We start from the raw sequence: 18,724 nt of genomic DNA on the forward strand, positions 1-18,724 counted from the left end.
ACCAGGGTGCGCATGTACCACAAAATTCCCGGTCCAGCCAGCTGTTGGATAAAGTATCGGTAAAAAGCGGCGATAACACCTCTATCCGCGGTCCCGCGAAACGACACAAACGCCTTTTGTTGAACGGCGATGGCCATACCGCATGCGAATGGTGGCCCAAGAAAGGACGAATTGACCATGCCGGAGATAAATGCCAGCGATTTTTTGGAAGAACTGCGCTTCGATATTCGCGAAAAGGATCTGATCAAGGCCAAGCTGGTTCTGTCCAAGATTGGTGCTGTGGATGATAGCGTTCGTAAAATGGCTCTTTTCGAGTTGAACCGGGCCGACGACGCATTTGCGATCCCGCTGATTGTCAATCTGGTGGCCGATCAACGGGAACTGGCCAGGATCTATCCCCAACTCAAGGAGATCCTTTACGCCAAATCCATGTACCATCCCGACATGCTTCTTTCCATGCTCTCCCGGGAGGGCAAGCGGGAGAATCGCGTGGTGCTGGTGGAGGTGGCCGGTGAAATCGGACTGGAAGGAGCGGCCGCCCAGCTCATGGGCATCCTCAACGAAGACGAGGATGAGATGGTCATCAAAGCGGTCATCGCTTCTCTGGGGATGATCGGTGAGACGTCGGCCATAACCCCCATATCGGAATATCTTTACTCCGGCAGCCTGGAACTGACGATCGCCGCCATCTATGCCCTGGGGCGACTGGCCAGCCCCACTGCTTTCCAGCGGCTGGCGGAAAAGCTGGGCACGGACCCGGACCTGGACGTCATGATCCTGGACGTTTTCGCCGCCGATCAGAGCCCCGAGGCCATCGAACGGCTCAACGAAGGACTATCCTCCCATTACGCCCACCTGCGAAATGCTTCCAAACAGCGTTTGAGGGACATGGGAGGCAAGTCCGTGCCCGTATTGATCGGCAATTTGCTCCATGATGACCCGGATCTTCTCATTCACACGCTCAATGTATTGGGAGAACTCGGCGACGAGAGTGCCATCGTTCCCATCCGAAAACTGCTGCACAACGAACCCAGAAATGCCAACGTGCGGTTTGCCGCCTATGAGGCGCTGGGAATGCTGCCGGTGGAAAAGGGAGCCGTCGCACTGGCCCAGGGCCTGTCCGACCCGGTTGAAAATGTGCGGGCGGCAGCGGCCGGAGCGATCAATCGCAATTATAACTCCATGCTTGCGGCGGGATTGAAAAATCTGATCCGGGCTGGAGAAACGGAGACCCGACAGGTCACCGAGACGGTGCTCAACGCCGGTTGTGAGACGATTTTTATGGGGCTTCTGGAAGAAGAGACCTTCCAGGCCTGCGCGGTGGATTATCTCTGCCGGGAAGCTCACCCGGATGTTCGCAGCCACTTTGTCGGACTGATGCACAAAAACGGATACGGCAGTCTTGCGGGCAGGATCGAGGACGAGGCCAGCGTCGATGCAGGGCCCGCCCTGAAGGTGTTTGCCGTTGACGATTCAAAAATGATTTTGAACATCTACCGCGGTGCGCTGCACAGTCTGGGTTGCGAACCGAAACTCTTTGAATTCCCGGCCGAGGCGTTGAAAGCCCTCAAGTCAGATCCGCCGGACTTTATCTTCACCGACCTCAACATGCCCCATATCAATGGAATTGAATTGATCAGGGAGGTTCGCCGGCAGTTCGACAAGGCATCCTTGCCCATCGTGATGGTGACCACCCAGAACGAGACCCAGGACAACGAGGCCGCTGTCACGGCTGGTGTCAATGCGATTCTTCACAAGCCCTTCACTGCCGAGGATTTGAGCAAGGTGCTGGTGGATCTTGGAAGGTTGGCGGGAAAATAGGCGGCGATCGTCCGTTAGATGATCCACACCGCCAGTTGGTCGGCCAGCTTGAGCACCCGATCGCTGACCCGGCCGATGAAATACTCATCGATAAAAGTAATCAACCCCCTGCGGCCCAGGACGACGCCACCGAAATGGTTGTCCATGGCCTCCTGGACGATGTGGGGGGCGCGGTCCCGCTCCACGGCGTGGATCTTGATGGAAATCCGATCCGGAGCCATTCCTTCTTCCAGCAGTCTGCTGCGGGCCTCCTCCAGGTGGGGGCCGATGCGGTGCTTGACCGCTTCCGTTGGATCGTCGGTATGTTCAGGGATGAAGAACTCCTCGTCGCCTACCCAGAATTTTCCCTCGTGGCTGATCATGCTGTAAAGCTGCAGCTGATGATCCGAGGTCCCCACCAGGGCGGCGACACACGCCACGCCCCGCATGGCCCCATGGGTGCCGTCGAAGGCCACCAGCAGATTTTTCGCGTCGGGCTGGCCGCCCACCACCACCACGGGGATATGCTTGATCTTGGCAACCAGTTTCATGGCGGTGCTCTTGATCAGCCAGTCTTTGAACCGGCTCCAACCGGTGCGTCCGACGACGATGGCATGGTAGCCGTCGTATGACTCTTTGATGATGTCCTGGGTGATTCCCAGTTTCCCGGCCGGGGTCTTGAGGCTGATGGCCGATTCGGCAAAGCCCTTTTGCCTGAAGTAGACCACGGCGCTGTCCATGGTGTTGGAGATGTCCATCTTCTGTTCGGTGGCCCATCGCTTCAGTCCGGTGACGCGGCGCTTGTAGTGGGGGTAGGCGTCCAGGTCTGAAAACAGATCGAACAGCTGGGCCTGCACATGAAAGAGGACGATGTGGGTGCGGTCCGGCGGAAAGACGTTGGCGGCATAGCGGATGGCACGCAGCGACTGTTCGCTGCCGTCTATGGCTACCAGGACTTTATGGGGGGGCGCACTATCCTGCATGCAAAACCTCTTGGGCAAGTTGTTCGAGACGGCTGAGAAAATATAACCTGAGCCTGCCAGCGACGCAGATAGTATCGCTTCAACGGATACCCGTCAACACCGTAAACCGTCGTATCAGACGTGTCGCCAAGGTATGGGGCCAGCCAACCGATCAACGGGCGGATTGAATCGACGGAGGCGTGTAAATTGACTAAGGTCAATGGAAACCGTTTAGCGGCGGGATATAAGTGACCGTAGCATCGTCTGTAATTGGGTGCCGGCCGAAGACAACGTTGAAAAAACATGCGTGACGGATGTGACGAAAAATGGATGCCAAAGCGCGTCCCCATGCAGGGGGCGGGATGATTTGATCCTTGACATTTAACCGGGAAGAAATCATATTTTCGCAAACGAACGAGAACGGATCGGTTTTGAAAAGATTTCCTCTGTGGAAATCTTTTTGTGTTTCAGGGGCTTTGAAATGGTGGTCACAAAAAAAATGAAATTCATGGTGCGGTCATGGGGCTGAAGCTGGAAGGTTACGCGGGCAGCGGCACGTTTGCCCACGGGATTCACCCACCGGGCTGTAAAGACCTCTCCAAAGATTCACCGATCCGGGTGATGCCAACACCGGATACGGTCGTGCTGTCCCTGCACCAGAATATCGGTGGTCCATGTGAACCCGTCGTCAACCCCCGCCAGGCCGTGCAGTGGGGAGAGACCATCGGCAAGGGCCGTTCATTTGTCTCTGCGACCCTGCATGCGTCGGTCCCCGGCATCGTCCAGCGTCCGGTGAGAATGACCCTGGCCAACGGCCGGCACATGGACACCCTGCCCATCAAAACCGAAGGGGAGATACCCTCGGGCCGGGATCTCTGGGATGAGATCTTTGGCGGTAACTGGCCCATCACCGGACTGGATGCCTATGATCCGTCACGGATCAGCCGGGATATCAACGACGGCGGGCTGGTGGGGTTGGGGGGCGCGGCATTTCCCACCCACGTGAAGATCACGCCCAGCGACAAGAAGCCGATCCACACCCTGATCGTCAACGGCTGCGAGTGTGAGCCTTACCTCACTTCCGACTATCGGCTCATGGTGGAGGCGCCGGTGCCGATCATTACCGGTGCCCTGCTGGCGGGGCGCAGTGTCGGGGCCACGCGGGTCGTCATCGGCGTCGAGGACAACAAGGCGCCGGCCGTCGCGGCGCTGAAGAAGGCGGCGGAAGGCACCGGCATTCAGGTAGCCGTGGTCAAGACCAAATACCCCCAGGGCAGCGAAAAGCATTTGATCCAGGCGGTGATCAAACGCCAGGTGCCCCTGGGCGGTCTGCCTTCGGATGTGGGCGTGGCCATGAGCAATGTGGGGACCATGGCTGCCGTTGCCCGGGCCGTGATCAATAAAAAACCCCTGACGCATCGGGTGATCAGTGTCACCGGCGGCGGCATCGTCAATCCGTCCAACGTGCTGGCACCCATCGGTGTTTCGTTCGGTGCGCTGATCGATTTCTGCGGCGGCCTGACGCCCGACGCCGTCCGCTTGGTGGCCGGCGGCCCCATGATGGGATTCGCTTTCTCCAATCTCGATACACCGGTTACCAAAGGCACCGGCGGGCTGACCGTGATGACCCGCGACGAAGTCAGGTCCGGGGAGGAGACCGCCTGTGTCCGCTGCGGGAAGTGTGTGGATGTATGCCCCATGAACCTGGTGCCCACAAAAATTGCCATGGCATCCAGGCATCAGGACATCGCCTTGTCCCGGCGATACCATATTATGGCCTGTTTCGAGTGCGGATCCTGTGCGTACACGTGTCCGGCCCACATTCCGCTGGTCCAGCTGATCCGGGCCGGAAAGGCCCGTCTGGCGGCCGCGGACCGGAGTTGACGGCGGGGATATGCAAGATCAAACGAACATGCAGGAAAACAAGGTGAAGCCCATTGATCAGACCAAGGCGACGGCTCCGGTCATTCACGTATCGCCGTCCCCCCATCTGGTTCAAACAGCCTCCAGCACCCGACGCATGATGGTGGATGTCATGATCGCCCTGGCGCCGGTGGTGGCCATGTCCCTGTTCGTCTTCCGCGGCTACGCCCTGTTCCAACTGGCCGTCTGCCTGGGCGGATGCCTGTTGGCGGAACTGCTCTTCGTGAAGATGCGCGGTCGGCCGTCGACCCTGAAAGACGGTTCGGCCATTGTTACCGGCATCATCCTGGCCATGTCCCTGCCCGGAACGGCGCCCTGGTATGTGGGAACCATCGCCGCCTTCGTGGCCGTCGGCATCGGCAAGACCATTTTCGGCGGGGTGGGCATGAATCTGTTCAATCCGGCCATGGTGGGCCGCGCATTCGTCATGATTTCCTTTGCCGGCGCACTGGCCGCATCGGGATTCGAAGACATGCGCAGCGCCGTGGACGCCATTTCCCAGGCCACCCCCATGAACGCCTATAAAATGAACGGCGTGGTCGCCTCCTTGGCCGACCTCTTCTGGGGAACCACCAACGGCAGCCTGGGGGAGACCAGTGCCCTGGCCTGCCTGATGGGAGGGCTTTATCTGCTCGTGCGGCGCACCGCTTCCTGGGAAATTCCCGCAGGGCTGCTCCTTGCCGTGCTCATCATCGGCGGCGCGGCCGATCTGGCCGGCCCTGCGGACGGGTGGACGGTGCTTCACCATATCCTGGGCGGGTCGCTGCTTTTCGGGGCCTTTTTCATCGCCACGGACCCGGTGACCAGTCCGCTCACCCCCCGGGGCAAGTTCATTTTCGGCCTGGGCACCGGCATGCTGATCATGCTGCTGAGGCTTTTCTCCGGTTACCCGGAAGGGGTCATGTTTGCGGTACTGTTCATGAACGCCCTGACGCCGCTGATCAACCGGTGGACGATACCGACGCCCTTTGGTGGTAAATAACGATGACGATGGATATCGAGAACAAAAAAAATACCGGTGGCCTGAAATCGAGCAATCTTGTCCAGGCGTGGCTCGTGCTGGTGTTGGCCGTGGTGTTCGGTGTTTCCCTGGCGAGTGTGCAACTGGTGTTGGGGCCGGTCATCGAGAGCAACAAACGCAATGAAACCCTGGAACAGGTACCCGAACTCGTGCTGGGCAAATTCCTGGCCGCCAAGATGGCCGGCGAGGAGCAGGCGCTGGAGATACTTCCCCGTCAGGTGACCGTGAGCAAGACGGACCGTGACAAGTACTACAGCGTTTACGAGGCGCGCTACCAGGGCGATTTGAAAGGGTGGGTGGTGAAAACCAGGGGCCAGGGCTATGCGGACACCATCGAACTGCTGCTGGGGCTTTCGCCTGATTGTCGCCGCATCACCGGGCTGTTCGTTTTGGAGCAGAAGGAGACCCCCGGCCTGGGCAACAAGATCATCACCGACGCATGGCGCAGCCAGTTCGTCGATGCCCCGGCGGACCGGCCCCTGGTCGTGATCAAGACCGGAGCCTCCCGGCCCGGTGAAATCGATGCGGTGACCGGTGCCACCATCTCATCCAAAAGTGTGGCCGCCATGGTCAACACGGCCATCGGGGACCTGCGAAATCCGCTGACCCCCCCACCGCCTTCCCCGGAGAAAGGGGGTAATCACAATGGCTGATCAGCCCACTGCCGCCGAGCGGTTCATCAACGGGATCCTGCCGGAGAACCCGGTCTACCGCCAATTGCTGGGATTGTGCCCCACCCTGGCGGTGACCAACAGCCTCATGGCGGCCATCACCATGGCCGGGGCCGTCGGGTTCGTGCTGCTGTGCGCCAACGTGATCACCAGCCTGATCCGCAACCTGCTCAAACCGCACCTGCGCATCGTTGTTTTCACACTGACCATCGCCACCTTCGTGACCATCGCGGATCGCTTTCTGGCCGCCTACCTCTATGAGATGAGCAAGACGTTGGGACCCTACATCCCGCTGATTATCGTCAACTGCATCATCATCTGCCGCTGTGAGGTGTGTGCCTCCAAACAGTCGGCCTTTGTCGCTGCGGCCGATGCCGTGGGCCAGAGCCTGGGATTCGGGCTGGCCCTGTCCAGCATTGCCGCCATCAGGGAGATTCTGGGAGCCGGATCCCTGCTGGGGCTGCGGGTCATGCCGGCGGCCTGGCCGGACTGGACCATCATGGTCCTTCCACCCGGTGCATTTCTCACCTTCGGCCTGCTGCTGGGGACCGTCAACTGGCTCGCCGCCCGGAAAGGCGGTAAAAAGCGCGCTCAGGGAGAATCAAACCCATGAATTACCTCATCGACATCCTGCTCATTGCCCTGGGTGCAGCCCTGATCAACAACTTCGTCCTATACTATTTCGTGGGCATCTGCCCCTTTATCGGCGTTTCCCGGCACGTGGGCATGGCCGTGGGAATGGGGGCTGCGGTGACTTTCGTCATCACCATTGCCGCTTTCATCTCATGGACCATCACTACCTTCGTGCTCATGCCCGGCGCCCCGCTCACCCGGTTGGCGGCCAGCCTCTTCATGCCCGCCGAGACAGCGGCCCGGGTCGATCTGACCATTTTGAGCTACATCGTCTACATCTTCGCCATTAGCGCATCGGTGCAGTTTGTGGAAATGTACGTGCGGCGGTTTTTCCCCTTGTTATACAAGGCATTCGGCGTGTTTTTACCATTGATCACCACCAACTGCGCCATCCTGTTCGCCTGTCTGACCATCATGAGCCACGTGGTAGGGGCCGACAATCCGGCGGACCGGTGGGACCTGGGCCGGGCCCTGACCCTGGCCTTTTTTGGCGGGGTGGGATTTACCATGGCCATCGTCATCATGGCCGGTATCCGGGAGGAACTGGAGCTGTGCGATGTGCCCAAACCATTTAAGGGGGCTGCCATCACCCTGGTGGTGGGAGGGATCCTGGCCATGGCGTTCATGGGATTCACCGGGGTCGATTCAGGGCTCCGGGAGGCCATGACCGCCAAGCCGACCCCCACTGAAACGACCCCATCCGTGTCATCGCCTGCATCACTGCAAGAGAATACCCTTTCTGGGACCGAGGACGTTCACCCGGTTTCAACGCCGGCTGACGGCTCGGCCTATGTACGCCAGGGGGAATCATGTCCTGGGTAATTATCGGACTGGCCGCCGCCACCATGCTCGTCATGGGACTGGTTCTGTCATTTTTACTGGGCTGGGCCAACCGGGCCTTTTATGTGGAGGTGGATCCGCGGGTGGATGCCGCCATCGACGCGCTTCCCGGTGCCAACTGCGGCGGCTGTGGATACGTGGGCTGCGGCGAATATGCCGAGGCCGTCGTGCTGGATGATGAAGCGGTAAATCTTTGCACCGTGGGCGGTAAAAGCTGCGCGGAAGCACTGGCGGCGGTGATGGGGGTGGCGGTCACCGTCAGCTATCCCTGGCGACCGGTGGTCCACTGCGGCGCCCGATACATCGACCGGCTGGGGCGAAGCCCTTACCTCGGTGAGCAGCGCTGCGGGCCGGCCAACCTGGTGACCGATGTCCAGGGGTGCACCTACGGCTGCCTTGGGTTCGGTGACTGCACCCGGGCCTGTAACTATGACGCCATCCATGTTGAAGACGGGCTGGCCCGGGTGGATTACGAGGCGTGCGTGGGCTGCGGCGCCTGTGCCAAGGTCTGCCCCCGCAACATCATTACCATGGCGCCCTTTAAAAGCGAGCGCATGCTGGTGGTGGAGTGCTCCAACCACGATGCCGGCAAGGACGTCAAGTCGGTATGCAAGGTCGGTTGCCTGGGCTGCAAGGCCTGCGAACGCACATCGGGCATGTTTACCGTGGTCAACAACCTGTCAACCATCAATTACGACAACTACACCCTGGAGAACCTGACGTCCGGTCTGGTGGCGGCCAAGAAATGCCCCAGAAACCGGCTGGTATTCGTGGGGACCCCATCCGACAAGGACATCCTCGCCGTTGCCGGGGAGGAACTGCCCGATGTGGTCGAGCCCGATTTCAAGACCAGTGTGGACGATACGGAGTGGAGAGGGTAATTCATCGATGCCTGTATAATTCAAGGCTAAAGAGCCCCTGTCATCTAAAAATGATGCTATCTGTAATTGAGCCAAACTGGTCCTATTGTCGATACGTGACCACGCGACCGATTTATCAGCTATATTCACTTCCTGTTGTGTAATCACTACCCCCCATATGTAGTGGCGCTCAGAACTAATCTTATTTTCATTGATTATCAAGGTATGCCAAATTCCATTAGTGGCCGATTTTATGGGGATAGCCATAGCGTAAATTCTTGGTCACGAAAATTTTCCGTTAGCCTGAGAAGCATTTCGTCTCATTTTTTGGATTCCGAGGCTGCCATCTTATCGCCCTGTGACATATCTGGCCATAACTCCGCCGGACCGGAGGAACTTTAAAAATCACATAACTCACTATATTAACAGCTCATTATTTCATATCAAAATAGCTAATAAAGATAATGGATTTAAATCCGATATAAAGGGATAGCCGTGGCGTCAGCATGTTGAGGCAAGTGTCGTTTATGTAGCCAATTATTTCCTAATCATTTTTCAGTAAAGTTTGTTCATGGAGGACCTGGTGGGAATTGATAATTACATACAAGCAATGGCGAAACATTGTTTTCAGGTTTACCAAGAAATGACCGGCGAAAGGGCAGTTGGCGTCAATATTAATAAAATTGAACCGCCTCTTGCCGAGACAAAATTCAGAACTGCCGTCGTAATTCCCTATGAAAACAAAGCAGAGAACTTTGAGGGCCGGTTTATATTGGGGTTCAATGAAGAATCTATGGCAATTCGCTTGGCTGCGGCAATTGCCAAACATATGGGCATGCCAGAAGTTGACCAAATGGACGAAATGACAACTGATATCCTATTCGAATTCATGAACACTGTTGCAGGAAAGGTGATCACCGAATGGGATAAGCTCGGTATGAGCGCAGAGTTTTTTCCACCTGAATTTGTCTCAGAATTAAGCTTTGATGATAAAAATGGCAAAGAAGTGTTGCTCCACTCGGTCACGTGGTCGCTTAAAAATAAATCCCAGATAACAATACTAACCAGTCTGGAAGAAACCGAAAAAAGCCCTTTAAAAGATAAGAAGGTGCTGGTTGTCGATGATTCAAAGATGATTCGTTTTTTACTGACCAGCGAGTTCGAAAAGCAAGGTAGCCAAGTAAGCCAGGCAGAAAACGGTCTGGAGGGGTTCCTGAGAACCCAATCAGATCAGCCGGATCTGATCATAATGGATCTAATTATGCCTAAAATGGGAGGGCTTGAGTCCATTGCCAAAATCAGGGAAATTAATGCTTCGATCCCGATAATTGTGCTGACATCTACATCGAAAAAAGAGGAAGTAATGATGGCGGTGAAGCACAAGGTGAAGGGGTATATAAAAAAGCCTATTCAGATGGATGGTTTGCTAAAACTGGCGAAAAGTTGCTTCGGGTCAGATCAGTAAAGAAAAGGTCCAATAGCGATTCGGAGCCTAATTTAACGCCTGCTGAACGATTTGCATGAACTTTTTTCCGATGCTTTGATTTGCCACGATTGAATTGATAAGCATAGCCCATGGCGCCTGTTGCGCAAAAACAAAAGGATTCTTTTGCGCTTTTTTCGTAATTGTTCTGAAGTTCTATATATAGTCTGGTTTTCTCTTCCTCCAAGGTTTTTCGTTCAAGGCTTTGGCCTATCAAACTGGCGATGGCTTCCAATAGAAAAACCTCCTCTTCCAAGTAGGGACCCTTGAAACAATCCGGCCGCCTTTCCGTATAAGCAACCGTTACTGTTCCTATCGTCTCTTTATTAGTTAAAATGTTTGCAATCAATGTCCAATCGCTTTGCAGGAAACGTTTGGACCGATATTCTTTATTACAGATAATCATTCTGGCGCGCGATTTCGGGGAATTGCCACCCGCTTGGCACTAGATCAACCACTTCTTGCAGGGTTTTTTCCAAGGGCATATCCGTTACACCCAACAGTCTAAAGGCGTGGTATAAACATTTAAGCCCTTTGGTGCGCTCGTTTAATTCGTGAACGTGTTTGACATCAATGCTGTGTTGGGAATTGGGCATATTTTTTTATCCGCGGCCATTTTTCATTTCCTTGTCTGGGTTTCTATTATCACGTTAGTCAACAGCTGATCGCAAAGATTTAATTATAGCCTTTGCCGATACTTTTGCATCCCCGAGCATCATGATGGCCTTGTCGTTATCATAGAGGGGGTTGACGACGCCCGAATAACCGGGGTTTTTATCAAAATTGCAGATGATCACCTTTTTGGCCTCATGGGCCATCAAAATCGGCATGCCCGAAATCGGTGTGCCTTGGTTTTGGATCGCCGCCGGATTAACGACGTCACAGGCACCAAAGACCATGGCCACGTCCGTATCGGCGAACCGGGGGTTGGCCTCCTCCATTTCAAGCAAATTGTCGTAATCGACTTCGGCTTCGGCCAGGAGCACATTCATATGTCCGGGCATCCTTCCGGCAACCGGATGGATGGCATATTTTACGCGCTTACCTCTTTTTTCCAAAAGTGAAGCCAGTTCCACTACATCGAATTGTGCTTTGGCTAGCGCCATGCCGTATCCGGGGATAATGACGACATTTTTAGCCGAAGCCAGCGCATGGACGGCATCAGCGGTGTTGTCGGAAGCAGGTTTTTCAACGACCGCATCTTGAGAGTGCTTGTCCGTTAGGGTTGCCAACAGTTGATGGACTGTCTTTTTTGCATCCCCGGGCAGCACGATGGTATTGCTCTTTTTGTACAATGGGTTTTCAACGCCCGAATAACCCGGTTTTCTATCGAAGTTACAGCACACCACCTGTTTGGCTTGATGGGCCATCAGGATCGGCATCCCTGAAATGGGCGTTCCCTCGACATCGATGGCTGCGGGATTGACCACATCACAGGCACCGACGACCAGAACCAGGTCGGTGCGCCGAAAATCGGGGTTGATGGTTTCCATCTCCACCAGCATGTCGTAATCCACACCGGCTTCAGCCAGGAGCACATTCATATGGCCCGGCATCCTTCCGGCAACCGGATGGATGGCATATTTGACCTCTTTCCCCATGGCGATCATCCGCTGCGCAAGCTCGGCAACTTCCATTTGGGCTTTAGCCAAGGCCATCCCATAGCCAGGAACGATGATCACGGCTGCAGCTCTCAAAATGACAGCCGCCGCTTTTTTCAGATTCTGCGCCGAGTCTGCAACCACCATTGGGGTGGACAACGCCGCCGATGGGCTCTTTTTAGCCAGGGCGCCCTTTGGTATTTTTTGCTCGGGAAAGAACACCCGGAAAAGACTTCGATTCATGGCCTTGCACATCATATGGGTGAGAATAGAACCCGAGGCCGCCACGGTTGCACCGAAGGCGATCAACAACTGGTTGCCGATCACCATTCCACAAAATGATGCGGCCAGACCGGCCGTGGCATTCAGAAATGAAATCAGCACCGGCATGTCGGCGCCGCCGATGCGAATCGAAAACAGGATACCGAAAAGAACGGACAGCAGGATCTGGACAAGATAGAGAACCCATACCAGACCGGTTGTGAAATAAAAGGATAACACGCCAACAAAAAACAGACCGCCGATATTCCACAACATGAGTAAATTGTGGCCCGGCAGGATTTGCGGTGTTTGGCTGATTCGGTTGGCCAATTTGGCGCTGGCAACCATGCTGGCACTGAACGTTAGGGCACCGATGGTCAATCCCAAAACGCCCGAAATTTCGCTCACCGTATCTAACGCATGCGTGCTGCGGGTCAGTTCAACCAGTGATACGAGAAAGGCCGCTACACCGCCGGCACCATGCTGGAAGGCCACCATGGCCGGGATCTGAATCATACTGACGGCGCGTGCCACCACATAGCCGGCGATCGCCCCCCCCAGCAGTGAGATGACCACGACACCCGCATCCGTGATTCCATTTCTGTACAAGACCAAGAAGAAAGCACAGGTCAGCGCAAATGCAGCCATCAGGTTGCCAAACTTTGCCTTGCGGGGTTCGCGGAACAACCATATCCCCGCTATCAGAACAATGATAACGATTAAATCGGTGATAAGTGTCATAGTGTGAATGATCTTATTTATTTGTATTCAACGATGTGCGTTTTTCCTTGAAAAGCCTCAGCATCCTGTCCGTAATTGCAAAACCGCCGACTACATTGAAAGCGGCAGTAATGATAGCCACCGCACCCAATAGTTTTACCGGGACGGTGGTCGGCGCTGAAAACAGAATCAACGCCCCCAGTATGGTAACGGCGGAAATGGCGTTGGTCATGGACATCAAGGGTGTGTGCAGCAAAGCGGGCACCTTGGAAATCAGCAGGTAACCGATAAAAAAGGACGCCAGGAAAACGCCAGCCATCAATAGTAAATTTGCCATCCGTGTGCCCCCTTTCCGATCAATTGGATAGACCGCCCCGCATGGCCTTGAGGGAACCCTGGTGATGAATGGTTGAACGGTGGGTAACGAGAGAATTTATGACAATCTCATCCTTCAGATCGAGTTCTCCCACACCGTTTTTAAATAGATTTTCCACATAGTAGTAAATGTTGTTGGCATACAGCCAGCTGGCATGGACTGCCATCCTGCCGGGGATATTTTGGATTCCGCAGATGTTTACGCCCAGGCGTTGACTAAAACGACCCGCTTCGGTAACCTCGCAATTACCCCCTTGATCGATGGATATATCCATAATCACCGAACCCGGTTTCATCTTGGCAACCATTTTTTCGGTTACCAGGATGGGTGCGACTTCACCCGGAACCAGCGCGCTGAGAATGACCACATCCGCCTCTTCCAGGTGAGGACCGATTAGGTGCTGTTCAATTTCGATCCATTCGTCTTCCAAGGCTTTTGCATAACCGCCCTTGCCGACGGCCAGCTCCTGGGGAATGTCGAATTCTACCACTTTAGCCCCCAGGCTTCCGGCTTCCGTGCAAGCGTCGTTGCGAATATCAATGGCCTTGACAATGCCGCCGAGACGTTTGGCCGTGGCAATGGCTTGCAATCCCACAACACCTGCACCGACAACAAGAAACTTTGCCGGTTTGATTGTGCCGATGGCAGTGCCGATCATGGGGATGAACGTTGGCAGCTGGTTGGCGGCCATAATTACGGATTTATATCCGGTCACCGTGCTCATTGAGGACAAGGCATCCATCCGTTGCGCACGGGAGATGCGCGGGATGCCGTCCATCGTAAGGGCGGTAATGTTTTTATCACTAAGCCGTTTGACAATATCGTGGCTTTCCGGTGCTGCCGGGTGGAGAAAGGTGATCAGAATGCTGCCATCGCGAAGCAGGTTAACTTCATGCTTGTCCAGCCTTTGGTTGAATACAGGCTGTTTGACTTTTAAAACCATATCGGATTCGGCCAACAGACGTTCAACATCGGTGGCGATGGTAGCTCCTGCCAGGCTGTAGTCGTCATCACTGATGGCAATTCCTTCTCCGGCCGATGATTCGACGGCTACCTCAAAACCCAGGTCAATGTACTTCCTGACTGTTTCCGGTGTGGCTGCGACTCTTTTTTCTTCAGACAAGATTTCTTTTGGGATTCCGATCAGCATATTTTACCTCATATGATTTTGATTTAATGAAAATATTTGTATTTTTAAATGGATATGTCACAATGAAAGAAGGCTTTTTATATCCATGCATGGCATGGTACCAAAAGCCTTGATTGGCCGACGATTTTTATACTCATCAGGATCATCAAACTCCTCACAAAAAAAAACCATTCTGCCTAATATAGAGCTATTTATTAAAGACCGGCACCCTGATCTGATAGTACATGTGCAGCATATCCCCTGAACTTCCTGTTTTTGGATCATTGACAATCTCCTGGTATTTATAGTGTTGACTTGTGGAATTAATTTTCCAGCATGCTTGGAACAGCAACCGCAGAATAGAGCCTGTCTATTGCCTCATTGAAAAATGGCGGCTGTGGCGTACTCTTTAACTTCTCAATAACTTTTCTTGCCGACATGGTAAACTCGCCATAAGAACCGGCAGGAACGTTTTTCAACAGTTCCATCAGGGTGTCGCCTGCAATAATCCTGGCTTCATAGTATGTGTTATCGTCCGTCAGTATGGTCAAGACTTGGCGAATCAGATCTTCTGAGGGAGCCTGAATCGCTCTAACTCGGTTTAGCACCTCTTCACGAAGCCGCCAGTTACCCTTGAATCGCAATATCCGAATCAGGCCCGGTTGACATTCTGATAATTGGCCGTTGTCCACCAGCTCTGCCAAAATGTCCAGAACCACCCCCCAATCGGTAAGGTTCCCAAAAGGATCGTGTTGCATTGAATTACTCCTTTCCTGTAAAACTGTTTTCAGACATGCGTCATTTGGCTATACTGAACGCTGCATGTACCCTGTATATGGTGTTTTTTATTCATCAACCTGTTTTGAATAGATATCTATCTGAATTTTCGTTGGACCCTGACCCTTTTGAGGGGTATGGTCTTTTGCTTCCAAAATGGCGAACCGGGGCCACCAAGGTATATTACCCTTCCCTCAGGGGTGATCACCAAAATATCGTTGCCGCCAGTATCATCCAGGACAACGAAGATTTTTCTGGAAGCTTTGTTTTGAACAAACTCCATTAAAACTGACCCAGGGTTTACCTTCAGGAAATCGTTCTTAAAACAAATACCGCCACGTGTGGTACACTGAGGTTGTGTTTTAGCAACGGGAATGCCAACAGGTATAGGTTGGTGGAACGTTCTAATATGATTAGAAGATTTAATTACTGGCGGGCAAGTGATACAAACGATTGTGGGAATTAAGCGCCCGCTTTTAGCAACAAAAAGTAGGCTAAGCATTTGTTTTTATATTAATTATAAAATTCGGGCGAATACGCCCGGAGTGGGCGGTTTTGGCACCTACGAAGTGGACATTTTCCGAAAAAGTGCTCGACGGGACAGGCCAAGCAGGGCGGCCGCCTGGGTACGGTTACCGCGTGTTTGGCGCAATGCTTTTGAGATGAGCGATTGTTCCAAGTGTTGGGTAGCTGAGCGAAGATCTAATTCAGTTGCACTCGATGCCTTGCTGGGGGCGGAATCCGGAGAAAGAAATTCAAGGTGCCCAAGGGTTACATAGCGTTGCAGGACATTGCGCAATTCGCGGACGTTCCCCGGCCAATCATACTCGATAAGCGTATCAATGATATGGCCGGGAACCCTTAGCGTTCTGGACGGGGATTTCATTTGGCGTAAAAAGTGTTCTGCCAGCAATGGGATATCCTGTTTGCGATGACGCAAGGGTGGCAGCTGAATCTGGATCACTTGGATACGATAGAAAAAATCATTGCGCATGCGGCCGCTGGTTACCTTGTCGTCCAAGGGCGTATTGGATGCCGATATGATTCGAAAATCTGTATATTTGGCTTCAGTGCAGCCGATCGGCCGATATCCATGTCCTTCGATAGCCCGTAATAGCTTGGCTTGCATGTTGACGGTCAATTCGCTGACCTCATCGAGAAACAAGGTTCCCCCGTCAGCCATATCCAAATAGCCCGGGGCATCTTCGTGGGCACTGGAAAATGCACCTTTTCGATGACCAAAAAATTCCCGCTCGAAAAGGGATTCCTGGATGGCGCCGCAATTCACTGCGACAAAGCGTTTGTTCTTTCTATCGCCATGATGATGGATCGCGTTTGCCGCCAGTTCCTTGCCTGAACCGGATTCGCCAAATATGGCAACATTGGCATCCGTAGCCGCCGCTTTTAGAATCAGTTCGTAAACCGCCTGCATGGCCGGTGAGCGACCGAGAATATCGCCGAGCCGATACCGTTCCTTTAAGGACGATCGCAATATTCTGTTTTCACTGTCCAGCAGGTCCGCCATTTGTTGGGCGGCAATCTGCTGTTCTTTGATTTCAGTGATGTCTTTGAACGTTGACAGCAAGGCCGGCCGTCCTTTGAAAGTGATTGGGCTGTGGCAAACCTGGACCCAGTATTTTTTTTCTGGTCGGAGAAGCTGGTGGACGCCCTCAACCTTAACCTCAGTGACGCCGTCACCCAATGATCCATATAATTTTGATATTTCACCCGCATCCTTTGCCGGCAACCGTTGCACCTGCCGGTCGCGCATGCTTTCATCCGAAGGTACGTTAAACATTTTGCAAAATGCTGGATTAACATAACAAAATCGGGAGTTCTGTACCAAAGCGACACCTTCGGCAACCTGTTCGGTAAGCACTCGATAGCGCTCCTCGCTCTCTTTAAGCGCGTCTTCGGACCGTTTTAGCCATAGAACCTTGCTTAACCGTTCACCAATCGCTCTCAATAAATGGCCTTCCTCCTCCAGAAACGGTTGATTATCACAAGCCGGAGGTGGTTGAAGGTAATAGACATCCACATCACCGACATGTTTGCCATTCAGAACGATGTTGGTGTTCTGGTGCCAGGGTGTCATCTTGAAATGCTTGGTGGTGTACTCCTGACCGTCCAACCTGATGCGTGCGCAAGCGTATTCAGGATACTGCCATGCTGCCGGGATGAGCTCAACGGCACGCTGCATAATCCATGGTAAGGACACATCTTGGTTTTCAAAAAGGTTGGAAATTCCGTACAGGCAATTCAGCTCCTTGATCCGTTCGGCAAGGGCGTTTGGTGCGGAAGAGACCGACAACGGTTTGCGAGACCCTTTATGCATCGAACGTTCCTGCGGCTCTGGACTGGAGCTTGACGTGTCTGTGTTGCGTTTGGATTTCATTTACTATAATCAAAAAAAGCTTCAAGTACGAACAACTTGGCTTCATCGTGTCTGTTTTTACAAAACGCTGAAACGATATTCAATAAATAAAGATTTGGATAGTGTTCGTCGTGTTATGGCCGGTCAAGGAGTTGCGCGGTTAGGCTTTCAGGTGAAGGCTGCTGACTGGAATTCGGATGGGAGAGACCTTCCGTGATCATCCGAAAGGTCTCTCCCAAATGAAATTATCCCATTGCATTCCGCTAGTTGCATGAATGAATCAAGCGGCCTCGTCTTTCATTCTCCTTAAACAAGTCCCTGGTCGAGCATGGCATTGACCACCTTGACGAAGCCCGCAATGTTGGCGCCGATGAAATAGTTGCCGGCTTCTCCGTATTCCGCCGACGCATCTAGACAGGTCTGGTGGATGCTTTTCATGATGATTTTGAGACGTTCATCGACCTCTTCTCGGGGCCAGTTCAGCCTCATGCTGTTCTGGGCCATTTCGAGTCCGGAAACGGCAACTCCACCGGCGTTGGCCGCTTTTCCCGGCGCATAGAGGATCTTTTTGTCCAGGAAACTGTCGATGGCAGCGGGGGTGCAGGGCATGTTGGCCCCTTCGCACACCAGCGTCACCCCGTTGCTGATCAGGTTGCGGGCATCTTTTTCGTTGATCTCGTTCTGGGTGGCGCAGGGGAAGGCGGAATCGGCCGCATGGTCCCACAAGGGGTTGTGCCCCAGTGTAGAATCCACCTCTGCATAGAACGCCGCCGAGTATTTATCGATGTATTCCCGGATTCGGCCTCTTCTCAGGTTTTTAATGCGTTTGACGTAGTCCAGTTTATTCCGGTCGATGCCCTCCTCATCGAAAATGTATCCCGAAGAGTCCGATAAGGTGACAACCTTGCCGCCCAGATCGATGATTTTCTCAACGGTGTATTGGGCTACGTTTCCGGAACCCGAAACCAGGCAGGTCTTGCCCTCCAGGGTATCATTGCGAGTGGCCAGCATTTCCGCTGCAAAATAGACGGCGCCATAGCCGGTGGCTTCAGGCCGGATCAGGCTTCCCCCCCAACCCAGGCTTTTGCCGGTGAGTACCCCGGTGAACTCGTTGCGCAGCTTTTTGTACATGCCGAAAAGAAAGCCGATTTCCCTGGCACCCACACCGATATCGCCTGCCGGCACATCCGTATTGGGTCCGATGTGGCGAAAGAGTTCCGCCATGAAGTTTTGGCAGAACCGCATCACTTCATTGTCGGATTTGCCTTTGGGATCGAAGTCGGAACCTCCTTT

At 53.8% G+C, this 18,724-nt stretch carries 16 protein-coding genes; 8 read left to right on the plus strand and 8 right to left on the minus strand.

Features of this window, described 5'->3' with window-relative positions:
* Nucleotides 1-177 precede the first annotated feature (177 nt).
* Nucleotides 178-1,821, plus strand: coding sequence for a HEAT repeat domain-containing protein (locus ACZCED_RS17610; protein ID WP_464861323.1), 1,644 nt, complete (start codon nucleotides 178-180; stop codon nucleotides 1,819-1,821).
* A 14-nt stretch (nucleotides 1,822-1,835) separates the two neighbouring features.
* On the opposite strand, the gene ACZCED_RS17615 is transcribed toward ACZCED_RS17610, so the two are convergent.
* A complete protein-coding gene (locus ACZCED_RS17615) occupies nucleotides 1,836-2,783 on the minus strand; it encodes a universal stress protein (protein WP_462970272.1) in 948 nt (315 codons plus the stop codon).
* Nucleotides 2,784-3,281: 498 nt separating this feature from the next.
* Between ACZCED_RS17615 and rsxC the strand changes: the two genes are divergently transcribed.
* From rsxC to ACZCED_RS17650, 7 genes are all read left to right on the plus strand, one after another.
* Complete coding sequence (rsxC, locus tag ACZCED_RS17620) at nucleotides 3,282-4,646, plus strand: electron transport complex subunit RsxC (protein WP_462970273.1); 1,365 nt, start codon at nucleotides 3,282-3,284, stop codon at nucleotides 4,644-4,646.
* A 43-nt stretch (nucleotides 4,647-4,689) separates the two neighbouring features.
* Nucleotides 4,690-5,667 (plus strand): RnfABCDGE type electron transport complex subunit D, encoded by a 978-nt coding sequence (locus tag ACZCED_RS17625; protein ID WP_462970274.1) that lies wholly within the window; start codon nucleotides 4,690-4,692, stop codon nucleotides 5,665-5,667.
* A gap of 2 nt (nucleotides 5,668-5,669) precedes the next feature.
* A complete protein-coding gene (locus ACZCED_RS17630) occupies nucleotides 5,670-6,359 on the plus strand; it encodes an FMN-binding protein (RefSeq protein WP_464861324.1) in 690 nt (229 codons plus the stop codon).
* Entirely contained in the window at nucleotides 6,352-6,990 is a 639-nt protein-coding gene (gene rsxE, locus ACZCED_RS17635) for an electron transport complex subunit RsxE (protein WP_462970276.1), read from the plus strand. Before ACZCED_RS17630 ends, rsxE begins: the two co-directional genes overlap by 8 nt.
* Nucleotides 6,987-7,832 (plus strand): electron transport complex protein RnfA, encoded by an 846-nt coding sequence (locus ACZCED_RS17640; protein ID WP_462970277.1) that lies wholly within the window; start codon nucleotides 6,987-6,989, stop codon nucleotides 7,830-7,832. Before rsxE ends, ACZCED_RS17640 begins: the two co-directional genes overlap by 4 nt.
* On the plus strand, nucleotides 7,820-8,731 hold the full coding sequence (locus ACZCED_RS17645; protein WP_462970278.1) for an RnfABCDGE type electron transport complex subunit B: 912 nt from the start codon (nucleotides 7,820-7,822) through the stop codon (nucleotides 8,729-8,731). Before ACZCED_RS17640 ends, ACZCED_RS17645 begins: the two co-directional genes overlap by 13 nt.
* A gap of 562 nt (nucleotides 8,732-9,293) precedes the next feature.
* A complete protein-coding gene (locus tag ACZCED_RS17650; protein WP_464861325.1) occupies nucleotides 9,294-10,175 on the plus strand; it encodes a response regulator in 882 nt (293 codons plus the stop codon).
* Here ACZCED_RS17650 and ACZCED_RS17655 read toward each other — a convergent pair.
* The 7 genes from ACZCED_RS17655 to ACZCED_RS17685 form a co-directional block, all read right to left on the minus strand.
* A complete protein-coding gene (locus tag ACZCED_RS17655; RefSeq protein WP_464861326.1) occupies nucleotides 10,117-10,428 on the minus strand; it encodes a hypothetical protein in 312 nt (103 codons plus the stop codon). The two genes, ACZCED_RS17650 and ACZCED_RS17655, sit on opposite strands and share 59 nt — an antisense overlap.
* A 415-nt stretch (nucleotides 10,429-10,843) precedes the next feature.
* Nucleotides 10,844-12,796 carry an NAD(P)(+) transhydrogenase (Re/Si-specific) subunit beta gene (locus tag ACZCED_RS17660; protein ID WP_464861327.1) on the minus strand — a complete coding sequence of 651 codons (1,953 nt, stop codon included), beginning with the start codon at nucleotides 12,794-12,796 and terminating at the stop codon, nucleotides 10,844-10,846.
* Between the two features lie 13 nt (nucleotides 12,797-12,809).
* A complete protein-coding gene (locus tag ACZCED_RS17665; protein WP_462970282.1) occupies nucleotides 12,810-13,112 on the minus strand; it encodes an NAD(P) transhydrogenase subunit alpha part 2 in 303 nt (100 codons plus the stop codon).
* 19 nt (nucleotides 13,113-13,131) lie between these two features.
* Nucleotides 13,132-14,301 carry an NAD(P) transhydrogenase subunit alpha gene (locus ACZCED_RS17670; RefSeq protein ID WP_464861328.1) on the minus strand — a complete coding sequence of 390 codons (1,170 nt, stop codon included), beginning with the start codon at nucleotides 14,299-14,301 and terminating at the stop codon, nucleotides 13,132-13,134.
* 302 nt (nucleotides 14,302-14,603) lie between these two features.
* Nucleotides 14,604-15,038: a hypothetical protein gene (locus ACZCED_RS17675; RefSeq protein WP_462970284.1), complete on the minus strand. Its 435-nt coding sequence runs from the start codon at nucleotides 15,036-15,038 to the stop codon at nucleotides 14,604-14,606.
* Between the two features lie 581 nt (nucleotides 15,039-15,619).
* The gene (locus tag ACZCED_RS17680; protein WP_464861329.1) at nucleotides 15,620-17,452 is read right to left on the minus strand and encodes a sigma-54 interaction domain-containing protein; all 1,833 of its coding nucleotides are present in this window, start codon (nucleotides 17,450-17,452) and stop codon (nucleotides 15,620-15,622) included.
* 285 nt (nucleotides 17,453-17,737) lie between these two features.
* Nucleotides 17,738-18,724, minus strand: a 987-nt coding sequence (locus ACZCED_RS17685) for a Glu/Leu/Phe/Val dehydrogenase dimerization domain-containing protein (protein WP_464861330.1), incomplete at its 5' end; no start/stop codon positions are given.

Source organism: Desulfosarcina sp. (assembly GCF_055467485.1).